At 37.6% G+C, this 21,776-nt stretch carries 13 protein-coding genes and 1 tRNA gene; 10 read left to right on the top strand and 4 right to left on the bottom strand.

What is annotated here, in order from left to right:
* Positions 1 to 84 precede the first annotated feature (84 nt).
* Positions 85 to 2,262 (bottom strand): DNA helicase RecQ, encoded by a 2,178-nt coding sequence (gene recQ, locus KEM10_RS00070; RefSeq protein ID WP_212211886.1) that lies wholly within the window; start codon positions 2,260 to 2,262, stop codon positions 85 to 87.
* Positions 2,263 to 2,722: 460 nt separating this feature from the next.
* Between recQ and tatC the strand changes: the two genes are divergently transcribed.
* The 9 genes from tatC (at position 2,723) to KEM10_RS00025 (ending at position 14,592) form a co-directional block, all read left to right on the top strand.
* Entirely contained in the window at positions 2,723 to 3,541 is an 819-nt protein-coding gene (tatC, locus tag KEM10_RS00065; RefSeq protein WP_212211883.1) for a twin-arginine translocase subunit TatC, read from the top strand.
* Between the two features lie 6 nt (positions 3,542 to 3,547).
* On the top strand, positions 3,548 to 4,300 hold the full coding sequence (gene lptB / locus KEM10_RS00060) for an LPS export ABC transporter ATP-binding protein (protein ID WP_212211880.1): 753 nt from the start codon (positions 3,548 to 3,550) through the stop codon (positions 4,298 to 4,300).
* Between the two features lie 67 nt (positions 4,301 to 4,367).
* A tRNA-Leu gene (locus KEM10_RS00055) sits at positions 4,368 to 4,449 on the top strand.
* A gap of 145 nt (positions 4,450 to 4,594) precedes the next feature.
* A complete protein-coding gene (gene tig / locus KEM10_RS00050; RefSeq protein WP_212211879.1) occupies positions 4,595 to 5,953 on the top strand; it encodes a trigger factor in 1,359 nt (452 codons plus the stop codon).
* A gap of 66 nt (positions 5,954 to 6,019) precedes the next feature.
* Entirely contained in the window at positions 6,020 to 6,697 is a 678-nt protein-coding gene (clpP, locus tag KEM10_RS00045) for an ATP-dependent Clp endopeptidase proteolytic subunit ClpP (RefSeq protein ID WP_212211877.1), read from the top strand.
* A 74-nt stretch (positions 6,698 to 6,771) separates the two neighbouring features.
* Positions 6,772 to 7,986, top strand: a complete 1,215-nt coding sequence (gene clpX / locus KEM10_RS00040) for an ATP-dependent Clp protease ATP-binding subunit ClpX (protein WP_212211875.1) — start codon at positions 6,772 to 6,774, stop codon at positions 7,984 to 7,986.
* A gap of 138 nt (positions 7,987 to 8,124) precedes the next feature.
* Positions 8,125 to 11,151 carry an eIF2A-related protein gene (locus KEM10_RS00035; protein WP_317196600.1) on the top strand — a complete coding sequence of 1,009 codons (3,027 nt, stop codon included), beginning with the start codon at positions 8,125 to 8,127 and terminating at the stop codon, positions 11,149 to 11,151.
* A gap of 267 nt (positions 11,152 to 11,418) precedes the next feature.
* Positions 11,419 to 13,656: a sodium-translocating pyrophosphatase gene (locus KEM10_RS00030; RefSeq protein WP_244825437.1), complete on the top strand. Its 2,238-nt coding sequence runs from the start codon at positions 11,419 to 11,421 to the stop codon at positions 13,654 to 13,656.
* Positions 13,657 to 13,914: 258 nt separating this feature from the next.
* A complete protein-coding gene (locus KEM10_RS00025; RefSeq protein ID WP_212211873.1) occupies positions 13,915 to 14,592 on the top strand; it encodes a Crp/Fnr family transcriptional regulator in 678 nt (225 codons plus the stop codon).
* A 189-nt stretch (positions 14,593 to 14,781) separates the two neighbouring features.
* Here KEM10_RS00025 and KEM10_RS00020 read toward each other — a convergent pair whose 3' ends face one another.
* Entirely contained in the window at positions 14,782 to 15,465 is a 684-nt protein-coding gene (locus tag KEM10_RS00020; RefSeq protein ID WP_212211871.1) for a hypothetical protein, read from the bottom strand.
* 556 nt (positions 15,466 to 16,021) lie between these two features.
* Positions 16,022 to 17,671 (bottom strand): glucose-6-phosphate isomerase, encoded by a 1,650-nt coding sequence (pgi, locus tag KEM10_RS00015; RefSeq protein ID WP_212211868.1) that lies wholly within the window; start codon positions 17,669 to 17,671, stop codon positions 16,022 to 16,024.
* 456 nt (positions 17,672 to 18,127) lie between these two features.
* Between pgi and KEM10_RS00010 the strand changes: the two genes are divergently transcribed.
* Positions 18,128 to 19,570 carry a leucine-rich repeat domain-containing protein gene (locus KEM10_RS00010; protein WP_212211865.1) on the top strand — a complete coding sequence of 481 codons (1,443 nt, stop codon included), beginning with the start codon at positions 18,128 to 18,130 and terminating at the stop codon, positions 19,568 to 19,570.
* A gap of 991 nt (positions 19,571 to 20,561) precedes the next feature.
* Here the strand turns inward: KEM10_RS00010 and KEM10_RS00005 are convergent.
* The gene (locus KEM10_RS00005; RefSeq protein WP_212211862.1) at positions 20,562 to 21,215 is read right to left on the bottom strand and encodes a hypothetical protein; all 654 of its coding nucleotides are present in this window, start codon (positions 21,213 to 21,215) and stop codon (positions 20,562 to 20,564) included.
* Positions 21,216 to 21,776: the final 561 nt, after the last annotated feature.

The following is a 21,776-nucleotide window of genomic DNA, read 5'->3' as shown; positions in this document are numbered from 1 at the left end:
TAAGCGATTGCGATTGATTTCAAATTGTCAGCATAATTGAAAGTAAATTCAATCACACTGACAAGATTATTTTTTTCAAATATATTAATTTCCTACTTCAGAAATAAATTTAATTCTCACCAGGCGAATGTCTTCTTCTGAATAAGAATCTTCACCTAATTCATCTAATGCTGCACCAATTTCGTCAGTTTCAGCCTCTTCTTTAAAATAATAAAATATGTCATCTCGTATATCTTCATCCATCACCTGATCAATATAGTAATCGATGTTAACACGAGTCCCGGAGTATACAATTGATTCTAACTCTTTCACCAAATCATCCATCTCCATACCTTTCGATGAAGCAATTTCATCAAGAGGCATTTGTCGATCGATACTTTGAATGATACTAATCTTCATCTTGGATTTATTGGCCACCGATTTAACAACCATATCCATTGGTCGGTCAATCTCATTCTCCTCAACATGAGAAGCAATCAATTTCACAAAATCTTTACCAAAGCGATTAGCTTTACCTGTTCCAACACCCGGAATATTTTGCAATTCTTCAATGGTAATTGGATAATAGGTTGACATGGCTTCCAACGAAGGATCTTGGAAAATAACAAAAGGAGGAAGGTTAAGCTTCTTTGATAAATTCTTCCTTAAATCCTTCAACATAGAGAACAAATTATTATCCACAGCGGCAGTTCCTCCTGTATGAGTATCTTCCTCTATGGTGTCAAAATCATGATCTTTAGTCATCATGATAGACTCTGGCTTCTTCAGAAATTCATGTCCTTTTTTGCTTATATGCAAAAGTCCGTATGTTTCAATATCTTTTATAATAAAACCCCGCACAAGCGACTGACGAATAACTGCGTTCCAGTGCTTATCATCAAACTCATCACCCGATCCAAACAAAGGATGTTCGTTATGTTTGTATGATTTAATGGCAGTGTTATTATTACCAATCAGTATATTAATAATATGGTCTGATTTGAATCTTTCTTTGAATTCGATAATTGTTTTAAGCACCTTTACTACACTATCCTTGGCTTCAAATTCCTCCTTCGGATTCACACAATTATCACAGGTTTCACAATTCTCTTCAGTGTATTTTTCTCCAAAATAATGAAGCAGTGTTTTACGACGGCAAATTGAAGATTCGGCATACGAAACTGTCTCAAGCAATAATTGTTTACCTATTTCTTGCTCAGCAAGTGGCTTACCCTGCATGAATTTCTCGAGCTTCTGAATATCTTTGTAACTGTAAAAAGCTATACATCTTCCTTCACCTCCATCTCGACCTGCACGCCCTGTCTCCTGATAATATCCTTCCAGACTTTTAGGTATATCATAGTGCATTACAATTCGCACATCCGGTTTATCAATACCCATACCAAACGCTATGGTAGCAACAATAACGTCTGTTTCTTCCATCAGAAAGGCATCCTGATTTTTTGCCCTGGTAGAAGCATCCATGCCGGCATGATAAGGCAATGCCTTTATACCATTAACAACTAATGTTTCGGCTAACTCTTCTACTTTTTTACGACTCAAACAGTAGATGATACCAGACTTACCAACATTGTTCTTTAGGATTTTAATAATCTCTTTTGAAGGATGAACCTTGGGGCGAACCTCATAAAACAAATTAGGCCTATTAAACGACGATTTAAAAACCATCGCATCTAGCATACCCAGATTTTTCTGAATATCGTGTTGCACCTTAGGGGTGGCTGTTGCCGTCAAAGCCATAAGAGGAGATTCTCCTATTTCGCTAATGATGGGTCGAATGCGCCTGTATTCAGGACGAAAATCGTGCCCCCATTCCGATATACAATGCGCTTCATCAACTGCATAAAACGAAATATCAACCTGCTTAAGAAACTCAATATTCTCTTCTTTGGTTAAAGATTCCGGAGCAACATATAGCAACTTGGTTTTACCATCGAGAATATCTTCCTTAACCTGATTTATTGCGGTTTTTGTAAGTGAAGAATTCAAAAAGTGAGCGATGCCATTGTCTTCGCTAAAGTTTCTCATTGCATCAACCTGGTTTTTCATCAACGCTATCAATGGTGATATGATGATTGCTGTACCGGGCAAAATGAGCGCCGGTAGTTGGTAGCACAATGACTTACCTCCTCCGGTTGGCATCAAAACAAATGTATCATTTCCCTTTAATACATTGTTAATGACGTCCTCCTGATTACCTTTAAAGGTATCAAACCCAAAATGCCTTTTTAAATGAGCACCTAGATCAACCTGCTTTGCCATAACAATTTTAAATTTCTTTCCGGTGGTTGTAATATGCCAGCCGAAATGTTTTCCTCAATTCAAGACTATAACAAAAATAACTTTTAATGATGTAAAAACCGTATTTTTTCCTCGGCTCAAATCTTAATCTATCTTAAAATATTTTTTAAATTTTATCAAGAGTCATAAAATCAATTGCCGCCATCTACATTTAAAAACACATTTTGTCAAAGTCTTTTAAAATAGTATTGGTTCTTTTGAGCAATTTTAAACTGCTAATTCTGAACCAAATAAAATTCTTTTAGATTGAAGTTATGCATAATCTTTCTCAATAACAAGAAGTTTGCAAAACAGAAAGGGTGTATTATCTTCGCAAAGCGCATAATAATAGTAAACTTGACTATATTGTTTAAATATTTTTAACAATTCAATTACGTAGTTTTGTCAGCATTTGATCATTTAATTAGATTGTAAATTAACCATGGCTAATAATTCATCCGGCGAAATGACATTTCTCGATCACTTGGAAGTGCTTCGATGGCATCTGGTAAGAGCTTTTGCTGGTATATTCGTTTTTGCAGTTCTTGCTTTTGTTTTTAAAAACTTCGTTTTTGACACTGTAATATTAGCACCTTCCGATCCGGATTTTCTCACCAACAAGCTATTGTGCAAACTCGCAGGAGTACTGGACATGCCCTTGCTTTGCATTAATCAGGATCCTTTAAGTTTTCAGAATATTAAAATGTCAGGGCAGTTTACCACCCACATATGGGTCTCTTTTGTGGCGGGTATTGTAGTGGCATTTCCATATGTCTTCTGGGAATTTTGGAGATTTATAAAGCCTGCACTTTATACCAAAGAAGTTAAACACTCGCGGGGAGCTATCTTTTTTGCATCTACTCTGTTTTCGGTGGGTATTTTGTTTGCCTACTATATTATATGTCCTCTTTCTGTTCATTTTCTCGGAACATACCAGGTTAGTGATAAAGTAGAAAACATAGTAAATTTGGGATCTTACATAGGAACTATCACTTCAATTGTTTTGGCTGGAGGAGTCATATTTGAACTACCTATTTTTATATATTTTCTTGCAAAAGTAGGATTGGTAAGTTCTGATTTTTTAAGAAAGTACAGAAAGCATTCAATTGTTTTAGCGCTTATGCTGGCCGCCATAATTACACCACCTGATGTAATTAGCCAATTGCTCGTTTGTATTCCTTTAATTATATTATATGAATCTGGAATAGTAATTGCTAAACGAATAGAGGCTAAAAGGGAAAAGCAATTAGCAAAAATTTAACGCAACATGGAAGAGAAATTAAGACTACATACAGACACTCTAATTAAAAAATATAAAAGCCGAACCGTTGTAAAAGGTGTTTCGGTTGGCGTAGAACAAGGTGAAATTGTTGGTTTATTGGGGCCCAATGGAGCTGGAAAAACAACTACGTTTTACATGACGGTGGGCTTGATAACACCCAATAGCGGTAAAATATTTTTAAATGACGAAGAAATCACAGAAGATCCGGTATATCGTCGTGCCCAAAAAGGTATTGGCTATTTAGCTCAGGAAGCCAGTGTTTTTCGTCAACTTAGTGTTGAGGACAACATCAAGTCTGTTTTGGAGATGACTAAATTCAGCAAGGAATACCAAAAGCAAAGAGTTGAAGAATTGCTGGAAGAGTTTAGTCTTACACATATCAGAAAGAGTTTAGGTATTCAATTATCCGGAGGCGAACGACGAAGAACAGAGATCGCCCGCGCCTTAGCTATTAATCCTAAATTTATTTTGCTGGATGAACCTTTTGCGGGAGTAGATCCTATTGCTGTGCGAGATATTCAGGAAATTGTGGCCAAACTGAAGTATAAAAACATCGGTATTTTAATAACCGACCACAACGTACACGAAACCCTAGCCATCTGTGACAGAGCCTATTTATTATTTGAAGGAAAGATATTAAAGGCAGGTACCGCTGAAGAGTTGGCTTTGGATGAAGATGTGAAGCGTTTATACCTGGGAGATGACTTCGAATTAAAGCGCCGGGATTTCGCCCAGTAATTTTTTTCAAAAAAATATTTTGCGGTAAAAAAAAAGCTATTATCTTTGCACCGCGAAACACGGAAATGCGGATGTGGCGTAATTGGTAGCCGCGCTAGACTTAGGATCTAGTGCCGAGAGGCGTGGGGGTTCGAGTCCCTTCATCCGCACAGAAAACCGCCTCATAAATCGAGTAACATCGATAGTGAGGCGGTCTTTTTTTTTATTAGTACAAATTGTAATTATAAATATTTCTTTCCCTCGGATACAAATTCGCTTTTATAGAAGAGGTGAGTTCACTTTAAATCAAAGCAGATGAACATTTCAAAGGAAAACATTGATGCATTAAACGCAGTTATTAAACTAACTGTTGAGAAGGATGACTATGCAAAAAAGGTGGACGATGTCTTGAAAGATTATCGTAAGCGCGTAAATATGCCTGGTTTCCGTCCGGGTAAAGTACCTGCCGGAGTGGTTAAAAAAATGTATGGTAAAGCAGTGTTAGCTGATGAAGTTAATAAGTTAGTTTCAGAAAGCATTCACGGATACATTGTTGAAAACAAGTTAGATTTGTTAGGCGAGCCCCTTCCTTCTGAATCACAAGAAGTAATTGACTTTGATACTGCAGAAAGCTTTGAATTTGCTTTCGATGTTGCTTTGGCACCAGAGGTAGAAGTGAAGTTAACTAAGCGTGAAAAATTACCTTTATATAAGATTGAAATCACCGACGAGATGCTTGCCACTCAGGTAGACTCAATCACTGGTCGTTTCGGAACCACTGAAAAGGTTGATGAAGTGACTGAAAAATCAATGGTAAAAGGAAATTTTGCCGAATTAAATGACAAAGGTGAGGTAGTAGAAGAAGGTATTACTAAAGAAGATGCTGTTATCTCATTGAATGTTATTAAAGATGATGCTGAAAAAGCAAAATTGTTAGGTGCTAAAGCAGGTGATGTTATCACTTTCAATCCTACAAAAGCTTTCCCTAACGAATCAGAAATCACTTACATGTTAGGTGTTGAAAAAGAAGTTGCTGCAGATTTAAAGAGCGATTTCCAATTCACTATTACTGAAGTTACAGAATTCAAGCAACCTGAAATGAACCAGGATTTGTTTGACAAAGCTTTTGGTGAGGGTGAAGTAAAGACAGAAGAAGAATTCAAGGAAAGAGTAAAAAGCGACTTTGCCAATATGTTAGCCATGGAAACTGAGTACCGTTTCACAGTAGATGCTAAAGACAAATTGATGGGTAAAGTAGATGTTGATTTCCCTGAGGCATTCTTAAAAAGATGGTTACTTGCTACCAACCGTGAGAATGAGCAAATGAACGAGGAGACTTTGGAAAATGAAATGCCACGTTTCCTTGAAGATTTGAAATGGCAGTTGATTCGTAACTCATTAATTAAAGCCAGCGACCTTAAAGTGGAAGAAGCTGACGTTGTTGAATACGCTAAAAAATCGGCTCGCATCCAATTTATGCAGTACGGTTTGAACAATGTTCCTGATGAGCATCTTGAGAACTACGCTAAAGAGATGATTCAGAAGGAAGACCAACGTCGTCAGATGGCTGAAGGTGCCATCAATGATAAGGTAATGGACTTGATTAAAGAGTCGGTGAAGGTGGAAGAAAAAGAAATCTCAAGAGACGATTTCAATAAATTATTCGAAAAATAATTCGAACCATCGATACATTCAGGCTGTTTAATTACTAATTTAGCATTAGAATAAAAATTTTTGAAGATGATTGATCCAAAAGATTTTAGAAAATACGCTACTAAGCACTTAGGTATTAACAGCCTGGCTTTAGACAAATATACTTCAATTTCAAATAGTTATATTTCACCAACTATTATTGAAGAACGTCAATTAAATGTGGCCAGCATGGACGTTTTCTCGCGTTTGATGATGGACCGCATTATTTTTCTGGGCCTACCTATCGACGATTACGTAGCCAATGTTATTCAGGCACAGTTATTATATTTAGAGTCAGCAGATACTTCAAAGGATATCTCTATCTATTTTAATTCGCCGGGAGGTTCGGTATATGCAGGCTTGGGTATTTATGATACCATGCAATATATTTCGTCTGATGTAGCAACCATTTGTACTGGTATGGCAGCTTCTATGGGAGCTGTACTTTTAACAGCAGGAACAAAAGGTAAGCGTTCAGCATTAAGACATTCACGTGTAATGATTCACCAACCAATGGGTGGTGCACAAGGACAAGCTTCAGATATTGAAATTACTGCAAAGGAAATCATGAAACTGAAGAAAGAATTGTATACCATTATTGCCGAACATTCTGGCAATACCTATAAAAAGGTTGAAAAAGATTCTGATCGTGATTATTGGATGACAGCTGAGGAAGCGAAAGAATACGGAATGATAGATGAAGTATTAGTTCGAAATCCTAAGTAAATATTGACTTAAAATATAGCGATGCAGAATCAGCCTTTATTGGTTGACTCTGCATTCGTGTATAAAATAACTGTATGGATAAGTGTTCGTTTTGTGGTAGAGAGAGAAAAGATACAAACCTTCTGATTGCAGGGGTTTCGGGTCATATTTGTGACAATTGTATCGAACAGGCGCATTCAATTCTGGATGAAGAATTCAAGAAGAAGAATTCGTTTAATGTTGACGAAATTACTCTTCTGAAACCACTTGAAATCAAAAAATTTCTTGATCAATATGTCATTGGTCAGGATGAGGCCAAGAAATACCTGTCTGTTGCTGTATATAATCACTATAAGCGTTTGATGCAGAAAAATTCCAACGACGAGGTGGAGATTGAAAAATCAAACATCATTTTAGTTGGTGAAACAGGAACCGGAAAAACACTTTTGGCACGTACTATTGCCCGTATGTTGCATGTTCCGTTTACCATCGTTGATGCTACCGTTTTAACTGAAGCAGGTTATGTAGGGGAGGATATTGAAAGTATTTTAACACGATTACTACAAGCTGCCGATTACAATGTTGAAGCAGCAGAGAAAGGAATCGTATTTATCGACGAGATTGATAAGATTGCTCGTAAAAGCGATAATCCTTCTATTACTCGTGATGTTTCAGGAGAAGGTGTTCAGCAAGGCTTATTAAAGCTATTGGAAGGTTCAGTTGTGAATGTTCCGCCACAAGGAGGTCGTAAGCATCCTGAGCAGAAAATGATTCCGGTAAACACTAAAAACATATTATTTGTTTGTGGTGGTGCATTTGACGGTATCACTCGTAAAATTGGTCAGCGACTAAACACCAAAGTAGTAGGTTATGCAGCCAGCAAAGCAAGTGAGAAGTTTGATAAGGATAACTTATTGCAATACATCGCTCCGCAGGATCTAAAATCGTTTGGTTTAATACCTGAGATTATTGGTCGTCTGCCTGTATTAACTTATTTGCAGCCACTAAATCGCGAAATTTTACGACGTATTCTTACTGAGCCGAAAAATTCAATCATCAAGCAATACGAAAAATTGTTCGATATTGATAAAATCAAACTTGTTTTCTCTGATGAAGTTTTAGATTACATTGTTGATAAAGCAGTTGAATATAAATTAGGAGCTCGTGGATTGCGTTCGATTTGTGAGACGATTATGATTGATTCGATGTTTAATGCCCCATCTGGTAAAGACAAAGAATTAGTGATTGATCTTGATTACGCCAAAAACAAAATTGAACAAGCCAATATTGCTCGTTTAAAAGCAAGTTGATAGTTCATTTAAAATATAAAGAGCGGCTATAAGCCGCTTTTTTTGTGTCTTTTTTCTGATAAAAATCATAAAATACTGTATCATTCATTCTAAATAGTCGTATATTATTACTTCGTGTCATCGACTAAATCCTGCTGAGTGAAACGACTGCTTACCATATTATCAATGCTTTTTGTGTTTTTGATATATGGCTATGCACAATATTTTGGTCAGAATAAACCGACTTATAAAGAGTTAGATTACCAACTTTATAAAACACCTCATTTCGAGCTATACCACTATTTTAAAAGCCCCGAACTGGTGCAAAGCCTTGGTCAACTAGCCGAAAAATGGTACTACTATCATCAACAGGTATTGATTGATACATTTTCTACCCGTAATCCATTAATAATTTATTCCAATCATGCCGATTTTCAACAAACCACAGCCATAAGCAGCAGAATAGATGTTGGTGTGGGCGGTGTTACCGAAGGCATGAAACGCAGAGTTGTATTACCGGTTACTTATAGTCACCAACAAACAGACCATGTACTCGGACATGAGTTAGTGCATGCCTTTCAGTATCATATTCTCGAAACCGATCCCCAGATAAGTCTAATGGCCATTGGTAATATTCCATTATGGATGGTGGAAGGTATGGCTGAATATTTATCAATTGGAAGTATCAACAGCCAAACCAACCTTTGGATGCGGGATGCTTTGATTCAGGATCAATTTCCCACACTGAAAGAGATGACCTATGATTACAGGTATTCACCTTATCGCTTTGGACATTCGTTTTGGGCATTTATCGCCTATAAATATGGTGAGCAATATGTACCTCGTTTATTTAAAGCAACAGCTCGCGATGGGTACGAAAAAGCTATTGGAGATATATTCATGCTTTCTACCGATTCGCTATCTGTCCTGTGGGAGCAAACCTTACGTAATCATTTACTAAATGCATCCATTGATTCAACCTTTAATATAGTTGGCAACAGAATATTATCGAAAAAAAACAGCGGAAGGTATAACCTAAACCCAGCTGTCAGTCCCGATGGAAAGCACCTGGTATTCTTATCAGAACGAGATATGTACGCCATTGACCTTTTTATGGCCGATGCGCACACAGGAGAAATAGAATCACGATTATATACAGCCACCAGTCATGATGAGATTGATGCCTTAAATTATCTCGAGACATCAGGAACCTGGTCGCCCGACAGCCGGTATTTTGCTTTTATTGCCTTTATGAAAGGACAATCAACCTGTTTGATATTTGACACTAAGAAGAAGCAGATCGTGAACGAAATCAAATTGGAAGAGGTTGATGATATCAATTGGCCGGCCTGGTCACCCAAAGGCAATTTAATTGCTTTTAGTGGATTAAAAGAAGGTAGGTCTGATATCTACACCTATAATATTAAGCGGAAAGAACTCCTGAATATTACTAATAACCCCTACGCCAGCATGCAGCCATCCTGGTCGGACGATGGGCAATCTATTTTCTATACCACTGATCAGCCTTCTAAACAGCATCTTCCTTCATCAAGAGGATTTTTTAATATTGCACAGACCGATTTAAAAGGCAACCAAAAGGTTTTCTCCACTTTTGAGGGAGCACGTAATCTGAATCCAATTGGTTTTGGTGATAATAATGAAGTATTATTTCTATCGGATTATGATGGAAGACGAAATCTGTACCTCTTTAACACATCATCAGAACAAATATATCGAATAACCAATTACCCAACCGGAGTTATTGGCATGACCGAATATTCTCCTGCCCTCACTATGTGCGGAAATACGTTGTATTATACGATGCTTTGGAAGGGCGAATTTTCGATTTTTAAGACGGATGTCTCATACATGAATCACAACAAGACTGAAGTTACTGACAGACAAATGAATTTGGCAGCTTCACGATTAGTCCCTTTCTCGCCCATTCCTTCGCAGATTGAGACTAACCTATATTTTAATCGTCAGCCACAAGCCGTGTCTGTTGATAGTTTTTTTAATGATCGTATAAAAAGAAAATTCAAGCTCGATTATCTGGGTAATGTGCAGGGTGGAGTAATGGCTGGACGATTTGGTGCAGGTATGGCTGGAAGTATTGAGGCTATGTTTAGCGATATACTCGGGCAGAATATGATGTATACAGCCTTAAGTATAAACGGAGAGGTATATGATTTTGGAGGTCAGGTAGCATATATCAATCAGCAAAAAAGAGTAAAGGTAGGATTGAGCCTGTCACACATTCCTTACCGATACGGAACCTATAGTTATGATTATATCGAGAATGAAGATGGTACAACCGACAGAAGTCTGAATTATATTTTTCGACGGACTTTTGAAGATAAGGCATCTGTATTCACCTTTATACCTGTCAACAAAACAAAACGTTTTGAATTAGGTGCGTCTTATGCTATATATAACTACCGCATAGAAAAATACAAAGACCTGAGTTCATTCAGTCAATATTATGCTTCCGACAAAGAAAAGCTTCCTGCGCCGGCAGGATTTGGTACCGCAATATTAGATGCTGCTTATGTGATTGATAATGCTAAAATGGGTTTGGCATCACCTGTTGAAGGGAAACGTTTACGAATTCAGGGTGAATATTACTTGCATCACATGAAGATGCAAACCTTATTAATTGATTATCGAAAATACTTCTTTATTAAACCATATAGTTTAGCCTTTAGAATTTATCACTACGGAAGATATGGTATTGATTCGGACAGTGATCGAATGACTGAACTATTTCTGGGTTCGCCCTGGTATGTGCGTGGCTACGACACGGGTGGATTTTATGGTACAAATACCGATGACGGCAATGCTCTTAGTTTAAATCAACTAATTGGCACCAGGCTTTTAGTATCTAACATTGAGTGGCGTATCCCATTTACCGGCCCCAGAGAAATTGCTATGATATCATCCGGTTTTTTGTTTAGCGAGTTGGCACTTTTTATAGATGGTGGCGTAAGTTGGAATAAACACAGTCAACCGGTTTTAAGTCTCACCACTAATTCAGATAATGAAAGAATACCTATTTTTAGTGGTGGTCTGGCATATCGCATCAACCTTTTTGGTGCTATGGTTATTGAGCCATATTATTCTTTTCCTTTTCATCAGGCCCATTTTAAATCAGGCCAGTTTGGTATGAATATACTTGCCGGATGGTAATTTATACAGGCAATAAATAAAGCTTTGTCATTCGGTTTTCTCATCAAAATTATTATCTTGGTAGTGTGGGACAGATGATTAGGAGATAGGAGATGTTAAGTACTAAGCGATCCTTATGAAACATCAACACTGTTCAGTTTTTTTATTAGATATACTTGTTTTCATCAGTTCGAAAATCCCTTTTAAACTGGTGATCGCAATAGTTACTTGTCGTTTAGTACCCCTTTTTAGCGTCAAATCAATTACTAACTAAATACCAATTTTATTATGAATTCAATTTTTTGGTTAATCCCAATCTCTTCGCTGATAGCTTTGAGTTTTGCCTGGATATTTTTCAAATCAATGATGAAAGAATCTGAGGGTACTGATAAAATGAAAGAGATTGCGCAACATGTGAGAGAAGGTGCAATGGCTTATCTGTCCAGTCAATATAAAGTTGTGGGCAAAGTATTCCTTGTTTTAGTAGTCCTTTTAGGAGTATTGGCATATATGGGTGTACAAAATCCTTTTGTTCCCATAGCCTTCTTAACAGGAGGTTTCTTCTCAGGCCTTTGTGGATACCTGGGTATGAAGACTGCCACCTATGCCTCGGCACGTGCTGCTAACGGGGCTTCCAACTCATTAAACAGAGGATTAAAAGTAGCATTCCGAAGTGGCGCCGTAATGGGAATGGTGGTTGTAGGATTTGGCTTATTAGATATTGCTTTATGGTTTTATTTTCTGAATGAAGTGGTTTTTACACCTGATCATCTGGTCAACGGATTTAGTTTTCTTGGCCTTGACTTTGTTCATGCTGGTACAACCGAACATCATAAAATGGTTGAAATTACAGCTACCATGCTAACATTCGGTATGGGAGCATCTACGCAAGCTTTATTTGCACGTGTTGGAGGAGGAATTTACACCAAAGCGGCAGATGTAGGAGCTGATTTAGTAGGTAAGGTGGAAGCCGGAATTCCGGAAGATGACCCACGCAACCCGGCTACTATTGCGGATAATGTAGGTGATAATGTAGGAGACGTTGCGGGTATGGGAGCCGACCTTTATGAATCCTATTGTGGTTCGATACTCGCAACCGCAGCACTGGGGGCAGCTCTTCCTGGTCTGACAGGTGATATACAGATGAAGGCTGTAATGGCTCCAATGATAGTGGCAGCCATTGGAATCTTACTTTCTGTAGTGGGTGTTTTCATGGTTAGAACCAAGGAGTCAGCTACTCAAAAGAACTTATTAAATGCCCTATTAATTGGTACCGGCGGAAGTTCTGTACTAATATTAATCGCATTGGCAGTATTGGCCTATTTTGATTGGATCACATGGGGTATTTTTGGCTCAGTAATCGCAGGATTGGCTGCAGGTGTAATTATTGGTCAGGGTACAGAATACTACACATCCGATGAATACAAACCCACTCAAGGAATTGCCGGACAAGCAGTACAAGGACATGCCACTACCATTATTGACGGTATAGCTGTGGGTATGTTCAGTACCTGGATACCTGTTGTAACCATTGTTGCAGGTATTATTGCTGCATTTGGTTTTGCAGGAGGATTTACCAGTTTCTCGCAAGGTGTCTACGGTATAGGATTTGCTGCCGTTGGAATGTTGTCGACGCTGGGTATTACCTTAGCAACTGATGCCTTTGGTCCTATTGCTGATAATGCAGGTGGTAATGCCGAGATGGCACACTTACCAAAAGAAGTACGCGAACGTACCGACGCTCTGGATATGTTAGGTAATACTACCGCTGCAACAGGTAAAGGTTTTGCCATTGGTTCGGCTGCTTTAACAGCCATGGCTCTATTGGCTGCTTACATGGAAGAAATAAGGCTATGGCTGGGCAAGGTACCCGAAAAAGGACAAGCCTTTTTGGAAGCTACAGGATTAACCTCTTTTGCTGATGCAAATATCAAGGACTTTGTCTCGTATTACGACTTGTCATTATTTAACCCTATGCTACTGGGTGGTTTATTTATAGGTGCAATGATGGCTTTTGTTTTCTGTGCAATGACCATGAAGGCTGTTGGACGTGCGGCAGGAGCTATGGTGGAAGAAGTTCGTCGTCAGTTTAGAGAAATTGCAGGAATAATGGAAGGAACTGCTACTCCTGAATATGCCAAATGTGTGGCTATTTCAACCAAAGGTGCGCAAAGAGAAATGATTGTTCCTTCGCTACTGGCTATAATAGTTCCAATCTTAATTGGCTTGATCTTAGGAGTTGCCGGTGTAGTTGGTTTATTGGCTGGCGGATTAACAGCAGGTTTTACTTTGGCTGTAATGCTAAATAATGCAGGTGGTGCCTGGGACAATGCTAAAAAATACATTGAAAAAGGACATCATGGTGGTAAGGGCAGTGAGGCTCATAAAGCCGGTGTTACAGGTGATACTGTAGGTGATCCGTTTAAAGATACATCGGGTCCTTCGTTGAATATCCTGATTAAATTAATGACAATGGTATCGGTTGTAATGGCTGGTTTAACAGTTGCCTATTCGATTTTTGGATAAATAATTCTACCATATAAAGTAAGAATCCCGTTGGCTTTCAACGGGATTCTTTTTACCTGATTGTTGATACAGGTGTGTTAAACGGTTTAAATTAATAAATAGGACATCTTCTTCTTTCTATTCTGTAAAACACATAATCTATCCCATTGTTTCAATCAAACTGTATTTTCGACTATCAATATTAAAAAGTCATTTATATTTAACCTTTCTCAAAAAGTATTTTCTCTTAATTTTGACCTTCATTAGATTATTTAATACATGGAGCAAGAGAAGAGTCTTCAGGAAACATCAGAATGTTTTAAATTTCTTTCTGATGAAGAACTTAAAATTTTAAAAGATAAAAAAGCTCGTATCATATACCTGAAAGGAGAAAATGTGATGAAACAGGGTGCTTTTGCTACCCATGTTTTATTCGTGGTGGATGGTCTGGTACGTGTATATCTGCAAACAGCGGGCACCAAACAAATTAATCTTCAGTTGAAGACTCAGGGTGATTTTTTGGCTTTCTCATCTGTTTTTGGCGAAGAGGTGTACCCCTACTCTGCAGTAGCCATGAAAGATTCAATTATATGTATGGTGGATAAAGATGCCCTGAAAGATCTTTTAGTCTCCAATCCTGAGTTCGGATTAAAAATCACATCGCGTAATTATCAGATTGAAAATCGTTATCTCGAAATCATCAGTAATATCTCATATAAACAGATGCGTGGAAAACTGGCATCCACACTTATTTACCTTTCTACTTTTGAAGCGGAAGGAGTTCCTGTATTTGAGCATATGTCGAGGCAGGATATAGCCGATTTTGCGTCAATCACCAGTGAGAGTACCATTAAGTTTTTAAAGGAATTTGAAAAAGATCAAATCATTAAGTTAGATGGGCGTCAGATCAATATTATTAATATGGATTCGTTAAAGATGATCAGTAAGAATTCGTAAAATTTAAACCGGAGATAAAGAGCGATAATGTTCAACCACCTTTCGGGAGTATATCTGTGTATTTGTTCCCTATGCTTCGCATAGGGCTATTATTGTTAATGTCCTTCAGATATTTAAAACTCCAATGGGGTTCAATGTCACACAAAAGCTGATAAATAATGGTTCTTGCTAATCAGTAAGAATTCGTAATCAATACCGATCGTAGGGATTACGTGTTCTGGGAGTCATCATAAAAGGATTCATAGGTGATCCCCAAGTGTTGAAATTTCCATTTGTATTTCGTCCTACGCCAAATTCAGCTTCCACCTTAAAGCTATCTGAAAACTTATACCCTACAAAAGCGGAAGTACCTATACTATTTAAATTAGGTACAGGCATACTGATATTATCGTTTTCAAACATGGTTGAATTAGCCATAACGGAGCCTCCCACATATAACTTCTCATTTACATTATACGAACCTTGCGCATACAATCCAACATGCGTTGCTGTTCCATCAAAAGTGGAAACATAACCGGGTGCAATCCAGATAGGCATATCATGATAGGTACTTCGGCTGATAACAGGCGTAACATTAAATTGCCATTTCTCATTTGGCACATACCATAATTGCGGTGCAACATACAAGTTGGTGCCAAAACCTCCATCGAAATTAACAGCTACACTGGTTCCTACTTCTGTAGTTAACGAAAATCTATTTAATTTATCTTCTAAAATTGGTTTCCCTAACAAAAAGCGTTTATCGGACAAAGAATCTGCGTAAGAAATATGGGTAGAATCCTTATGACCAATGATACCAATCATGGATTCATTCTGAGCTTTAGCAATAAAACTAATACAAAACACAAGCAGTAAAAATTGAATTCTCACCATATCTCATCATATTAAGTCAGACCAAATATATAACAATAATCGGACCGATTTTCAAGATAATAGTCCGTAGTCCTATATTGTGTTATAGGGAAGAGGGTATCCAAAAAATAATTCCGCAAATACGCAATCTTTCAATTTGTAACTTAACTTTCATTTACCCCACCAAACCTCCCCTAAAAGGGAGGCTTAAGTCCCCTTCAGTGGATGTAGGGGTGACATAAAGTGATATTTATTACAAATTGAAACTAACGTTGTTGTGATGTTTAGTTTTTGGATCCCCTCTTCGATAATGCTATAATCAGCTTTGGACTTCAAGCTCCGGACTTAGAACTAAAAGAAAAGGCCATCCGCAGTGGACAGCCTTTCTATTAAATATTCTGAATTAATTAATTAGTACTTGTAAGAAAACTGAGTCTTTGATTAGAAAGCTTCATTTTTAAGCCTGCCTGTCGGCAGACAGGGCTTGCGCAGATGATAAATTAGGAGTTTACTTTCGTAAATGACCAATTTTGAAACAAGCGTAACGTAAAAAATGGAGTTTTCTTACTAAGTCTAATTATTTCATTGCTTTGTATGCATTTACTAAACCATTAGTCGATCCATCATGCGAAGTTACTTTCTCATCGTTTACCAACTCAGGTAAGATAGCATTGGCTAATTGTTTACCTAGCTCAACACCCCATTGGTCGAAGCTATAGATATTCCAGATTACACCTTGTACAAAAATCTTGTGCTCATACATGGCAATCAAAGCACCCAAAGTGCGAGGATCCAACTGCTTCATCAAAATAGAGTTGGTAGGAATATTACCTAAGAATACTTTAAATGGTAATAAGGCTGCGATTTCAGCATCTGATTTACCTGCCGCTTTCAACTCAGCTGTTACCTGCTCCTCAGTTTTACCCACCATCATGGCTTCGGTCTGTGCAAAGAAGTTAGCCAACAATTTAGGATGGTGATCGCTTAATGGATTGTGTGTTTTGGCAGTTGCCATAAAATCACAAGGAATCAATTTCGTTCCCTGGTGTATCAACTGATAAAATGCATGCTGACCATTGGTTCCCGGCTCACCCCAAAGGATTGGACCTGTTTGATAAGTCACTTTTTCGCCGTTGCGGTCAACGTACTTACCGTTACTTTCCATGTTTCCTTGTTGGAAATAAGCTGAGAAACGGTGCATGTATTGATCGTATGGTAAGATTGCTTCTGTTTCAGCACCATAAAAGTTGTTGTACCAAACACCAATCATTGCCAAAATAACCGGAAGGTTCTTATCAAATGAAGCTGTGCTGAAATGTTGATCCATGGCATGAGCTCCTTCTAACAAGGCCTGGTAGTTTTCGAAACCGATACCACAAGCAATGCTTAAACCAATAGCCGACCACAATGAGTAACGACCACCTACCCAGTTCCAGAATTCGAACATATTGGCAGTGTCGATACCGAAAGCAGAAACAGCCTCAGCGTTGGTTGACAAAGCAACGAAGTGTTTAGCTACAGCAGCTTCGTCTTTAGCAGCTTCTAAGAACCACGACTTAGCCGAGTTGGCGTTGGTCATTGTTTCCTGTGTAGTAAATGTTTTAGAAGCAATGATGAAAAGAGTGGTTTCAGGATTTACATTTTTCAATGTCTCAGCAATATGAGTACCATCAACATTAGAAACAAAATGCAGGTTGATGTTTTCCTTTTTGTAGGGTTTTAAAGCCTCAGTAACCATCAACGGACCTAAGTCGGAACCACCAATACCAATGTTTACAATATCGGTAATAGCTTTACCGCTGTATCCTTTCCAATCGCCTGAGATAATCTTCTCAGAGAAGGCTTTCATCTGATCTAATACCGCATTCACTTTAGGCATTACATCTTCGCCATCCACCATAATAGGTGTGTTACTGCGATTACGCAAAGCCACGTGTAATACAGCACGATCTTCGGTTACATTGATTTTATCTCCACCAAACTCAGCTTCGATAGCGCTTTTTAAACCACACTCTTCAGCCAGCTGAAGCAACAGGCTCAATACCTTGTCGTCAACTCGGTTTTTCGAAAAGTCCAGTAGAATATCTTCAAAGATTAATGAGTATTTGTCGAAACGTTTTGCATCAGCAGCAAACAAGTCTTTCATCTGAGAATCTTTGAACTCAGCATAATACTCTTCAAGCGCTTTCCACGCTTTAGTTGTAGTTGGATTGATACTTGGTAACATGTTTATTATTTTAGTTCTTGGTATACGGAAATAAGTATTGGGTTGTGTTGACTTTATCTATTCAGTTATACTAAAAATGAATCTTCATTATTGCTTTCTTTAACCTGATTTCTTACCGCTCTAGCCGCGGAGGCCATACAAGCAAAACAACGACATTTCATCATTTAAAATGCAAATATAGAAATCACAAGCGAGAATGAGAATTCTAATGAGTATCAAATCGTTGAAATCAGGTATAAAATAATTACCGAAAGATGACTTTATGTTAGCATTAAAATGAAACAACTGCTTACACTTCATGGCTGGATTCGTTTCATATTTTAATTTTCAGATACATTACCTAAAAATATAAGTCCCATCCTTTTTCATAACATCCTGTTAATATACACCTTGTAACCTTTTATGTGAATACTAGTAAAAGCAGCCGTTAACCTTTTTAACTAAATCTGAAAACAAATGAAAAGAACTGCATTATTACTATTAGTAGGCTTTATTAGTTTTACTACTTTTTCGCAAAAAATTGAGGACATCACTGTTGAAACTTCATACCTCACCTACCCTCGTATTCCGGTTAAAGATATTAATTGGAGCGGCATTACAGCCGAAGTGGCTCACAATAGCATTAGCTTGGGCGACAAAAAAGTACTAAAAGGCACTAATCTTTGTAAAGCCAAAGGAGCAAGCATTAAAGATGCCAAAGCAATTGAAAACTTTTACTACAACATCAATTATAAAACACCGGCTGCCATATTACGGGTAAACGATGCATCGGGTAAGGTATTGTTTAGCAAATACACTTCCAATGGTGATGACTCGCAGGTATTATTCGGAAAAGATGAATGTTATTTTATCGAACAAATATTAGTTGATATCTGGAAAAAACAGGAAGAAGGCTTTACTCAGGATCTGGCGACAGATGAATACAAGGCTGTAACCACCGAAGCCCAGAATTTTATCGATCAGGCTGTAATGTTTCATTACGTTCCGGAGCAAGTAGAAGTATTCAGTCCTAAAACCAATAAAGATCATAACTACGATTCACTATTAGAGGTAGCCCAACAGGCTGCCAAAGGTTATGAGTTATTGAATAATGACTATGAAAATGCCGAAGGCAAAGCCCTTTTAGAAAAGTCGATTGCTGCATGGGAAAAGGAACTGGAAGAAACCAATCTGAACGATCGTAAATCGCGAATTAATAAAAAAGTAGCCGGTACCTTACGAGCTAATATGGCATTGGCGTATGCTTATCTTCAGAAATACGATGATGCTATTGTACAATCGCGGAAGGCATTAAATATTTATGCCGGTACAACCAACAACCGCACCATGAAGTGGGAGGCTCTGAATGATCGTTGTCGTGAGCAGAATACTTATTACCTGATGAACAAAGATGCTGAGGTTGACTTATCGGAACATAAGGTAGTGGTTGAAAATAAAGGTATGGATGCTTTTGATACTTTCAAGAGCGATTACAACACCTATGCCTCTAATCAGCAAGGTAACGAACTAATGGCTGCTAAAGAGGCACATGATAAAGCGGTTGATTCAGGGGAGTTGAATAAATATGAAGGAATGATTACTCAGTCGGCCACTCAAGGATATATGCTGATGTATATGTCGTTTCAGAAGCTGGGTGAGTTTCCGGTTGAAGTATGTGATTTAACTCAATTGAATTACATTTATTTTAAAGGACAGGATATTGAAACCATTCCTACCGAAATAAAGAAGCTGCAAAATCTTAAGAAACTCGATCTTTCTAAAAATAAGATTACTGCTATTCCTGATGAATTGGGAGAGCTAAAAGAATTGAAAAGCTTAATTCTTAAAGGAAATCCACTTCCTCAAAGCGAATTAGATAAAGTGGCTAAGCTTTTACCCGATTGTAAAGTGAAGTTTTAAGACAATACTTTAACCCGCAATATGCATTAGAAAATCTATTACACCTTGAAATTGCCTCAAAACAAGACGCTTCGCTGCTTCACTTCAACTTACCAGAACGATGCTATGCCTCGTCTCAGTAAAGCCTTGTTTTATGGCACTTTCAATGTTCATAACGATGTTCTAATACATAATCCGGGTTTTATGATAGATTAAACACAAAAGGCTATCTGATTAAGTTCGGATAGCCTTTTGCATTGCCTCAGGGTGTCCCAAAAGTAATTTTGCAAACACGGAATCTTTCAATTTTAACTTTACTTACATTTTACCCCACCAAACCTCCCCTAAAAGGGAGGCTTAAGTCCCCTTCAGGAATCGAAGATCGGCAAAGCCAATTAGGGGTAACGTAGAATAATATATTATTACCAATTGAAACAAACGTTGTTTTTGATGTTTAGGTTTTGGACATCCTCATATACCTCATCAAGGTTAAAAGATAAGCCTTAACAAATATTGTTATCTCGTCACTCCGACCTCAGCAACGCAGCTTGAGCGAGGAATACTATTATTCCTTTTATAGAAAAAGGAATCAAAAATCTTTCGGATTGAGGCGATTGCTACGCAACGTTGACGAACTTATGGCTTCAGGTACAACTTCTCGTTCCTCGAAGCCACCATTCCGCCATGTTCGCAACTATCACTGACAATCCGAAGTTCGAAACTTTGTTTCGATTAGGGTGATTCTGGTTCATAAAGTTATTCGAATATAGATAGAGTTTAACGTTAACGTTCAGATTCTCCACAACTTTTTAAAGTGATTCTGTTTTATGACAGTATTTCTGTGATAGATTAAACACAAAAGGATACGCCAAACAATAATGCCTTCTCAAAGCAAAATGAAAAACCTTAAAAGAAAAAGGCTTCGGAATATTGCTACTCCAAAGCCTTTAAACTAACCCCTAAAATAATACTGACGATTTATGCTACTTCGCTATTTTCATCTTCGGTTTGTTCAGCTATTGATTTCGACGAACCATAAATGACATAGTCGGTGTAATAGGCTTCGTTTTTTTTCTTGCCATATCAGTTTTCCAATGTCGCAGGCCTCACTAATGAGGCCGTATAGTTCATTTGCCAGCGTTTTACGTTCAAGCGATTTTTCGCTACGCAAGGACATAGCAATGCTTTGCTTATCAATAATATCATCTAATAACGTTCGGTTACCTAAAATTGAATCAAGCAAGCTTTGCGTAACCTGACGGCCCGACAGTTTGTCTAAACGAGGCTCTGCTGTTTTAACAACGTGCAAAGCGTGCTGTACCAACTCGTTATCGCTTAGTTGATGAATTCGACCAAACCGGAAAATATCATATTCTACCGATTTAGAACCGTAGGTTAGACGTACACGATTTCGCAAATCGTTTATATCATTCTCAAGTGCCAATCGTATTTCTGCTTTTTGATTGGTAAGTAGTTTTTGCTCTCCTTCGTAGTAATCATTAGATGGCATTTCTTTGAGGGAAGACCCCAAAGTGGCCATTTTTTCTGGTAATTCATTGCCCGAACCATAACCTTTAAATTGTTCTGCATCACGTTTTATTACTATTAGTAACTTATCGTTGCGTTGCAGCAGTTCGGCAATAGAGAATCCAAAGTTAATCTTCATAAAAGTAAGTTTTGAAAGAATTAGATCTTACATAGTTGCGTTAACGGTGAGGCGCGGAAAGAATTTCCGGGGATCAGGGGGCTAAAATGTTATTTGAATATAATAAATTAATATGTAGTAACAGAATACTAATAGTGAGCGTGAGTAACAGCATTTTGTTTGATTAAGAATAAATTTGATAGTGACTGAAATCTATCGTATTGCTTACTATTTAACAGATACAAAGGGATGCGATCAGATAAATATCAATAGTATCAATTACATAAATTAATACAATATCATATATAATTTATAATTATTCTTAATTATATAGACATTAACACCTTTGTACTAAGCAACCCTATCGTAATAATGTATGGTTATAGCCTTCTGAAAGAGAAAAACCACATAAGTTAATAATATTTTTTTGTTGATGAATGGTCTTAAGGTGTTTTTATCTACTCTTAAGAAATTATTGTATTATCTAAAGATATTATCACACTTACAAAAGGTGTTGACAAGCAGACTGGAGGTATTGTTAGACTATCTAAAGGTGTTAATAACCACTCTTAAGGTGTTGTT

It is taken from the genome of Carboxylicivirga linearis, assembly GCF_018271995.1.
Taxonomy (GTDB): Bacteria; Bacteroidota; Bacteroidia; order Bacteroidales; family Marinilabiliaceae; genus Carboxylicivirga; species Carboxylicivirga linearis.
Note: the sequence above shows the minus strand (reverse complement) of the source record. Positions and strands in the feature narration are given on the sequence as shown.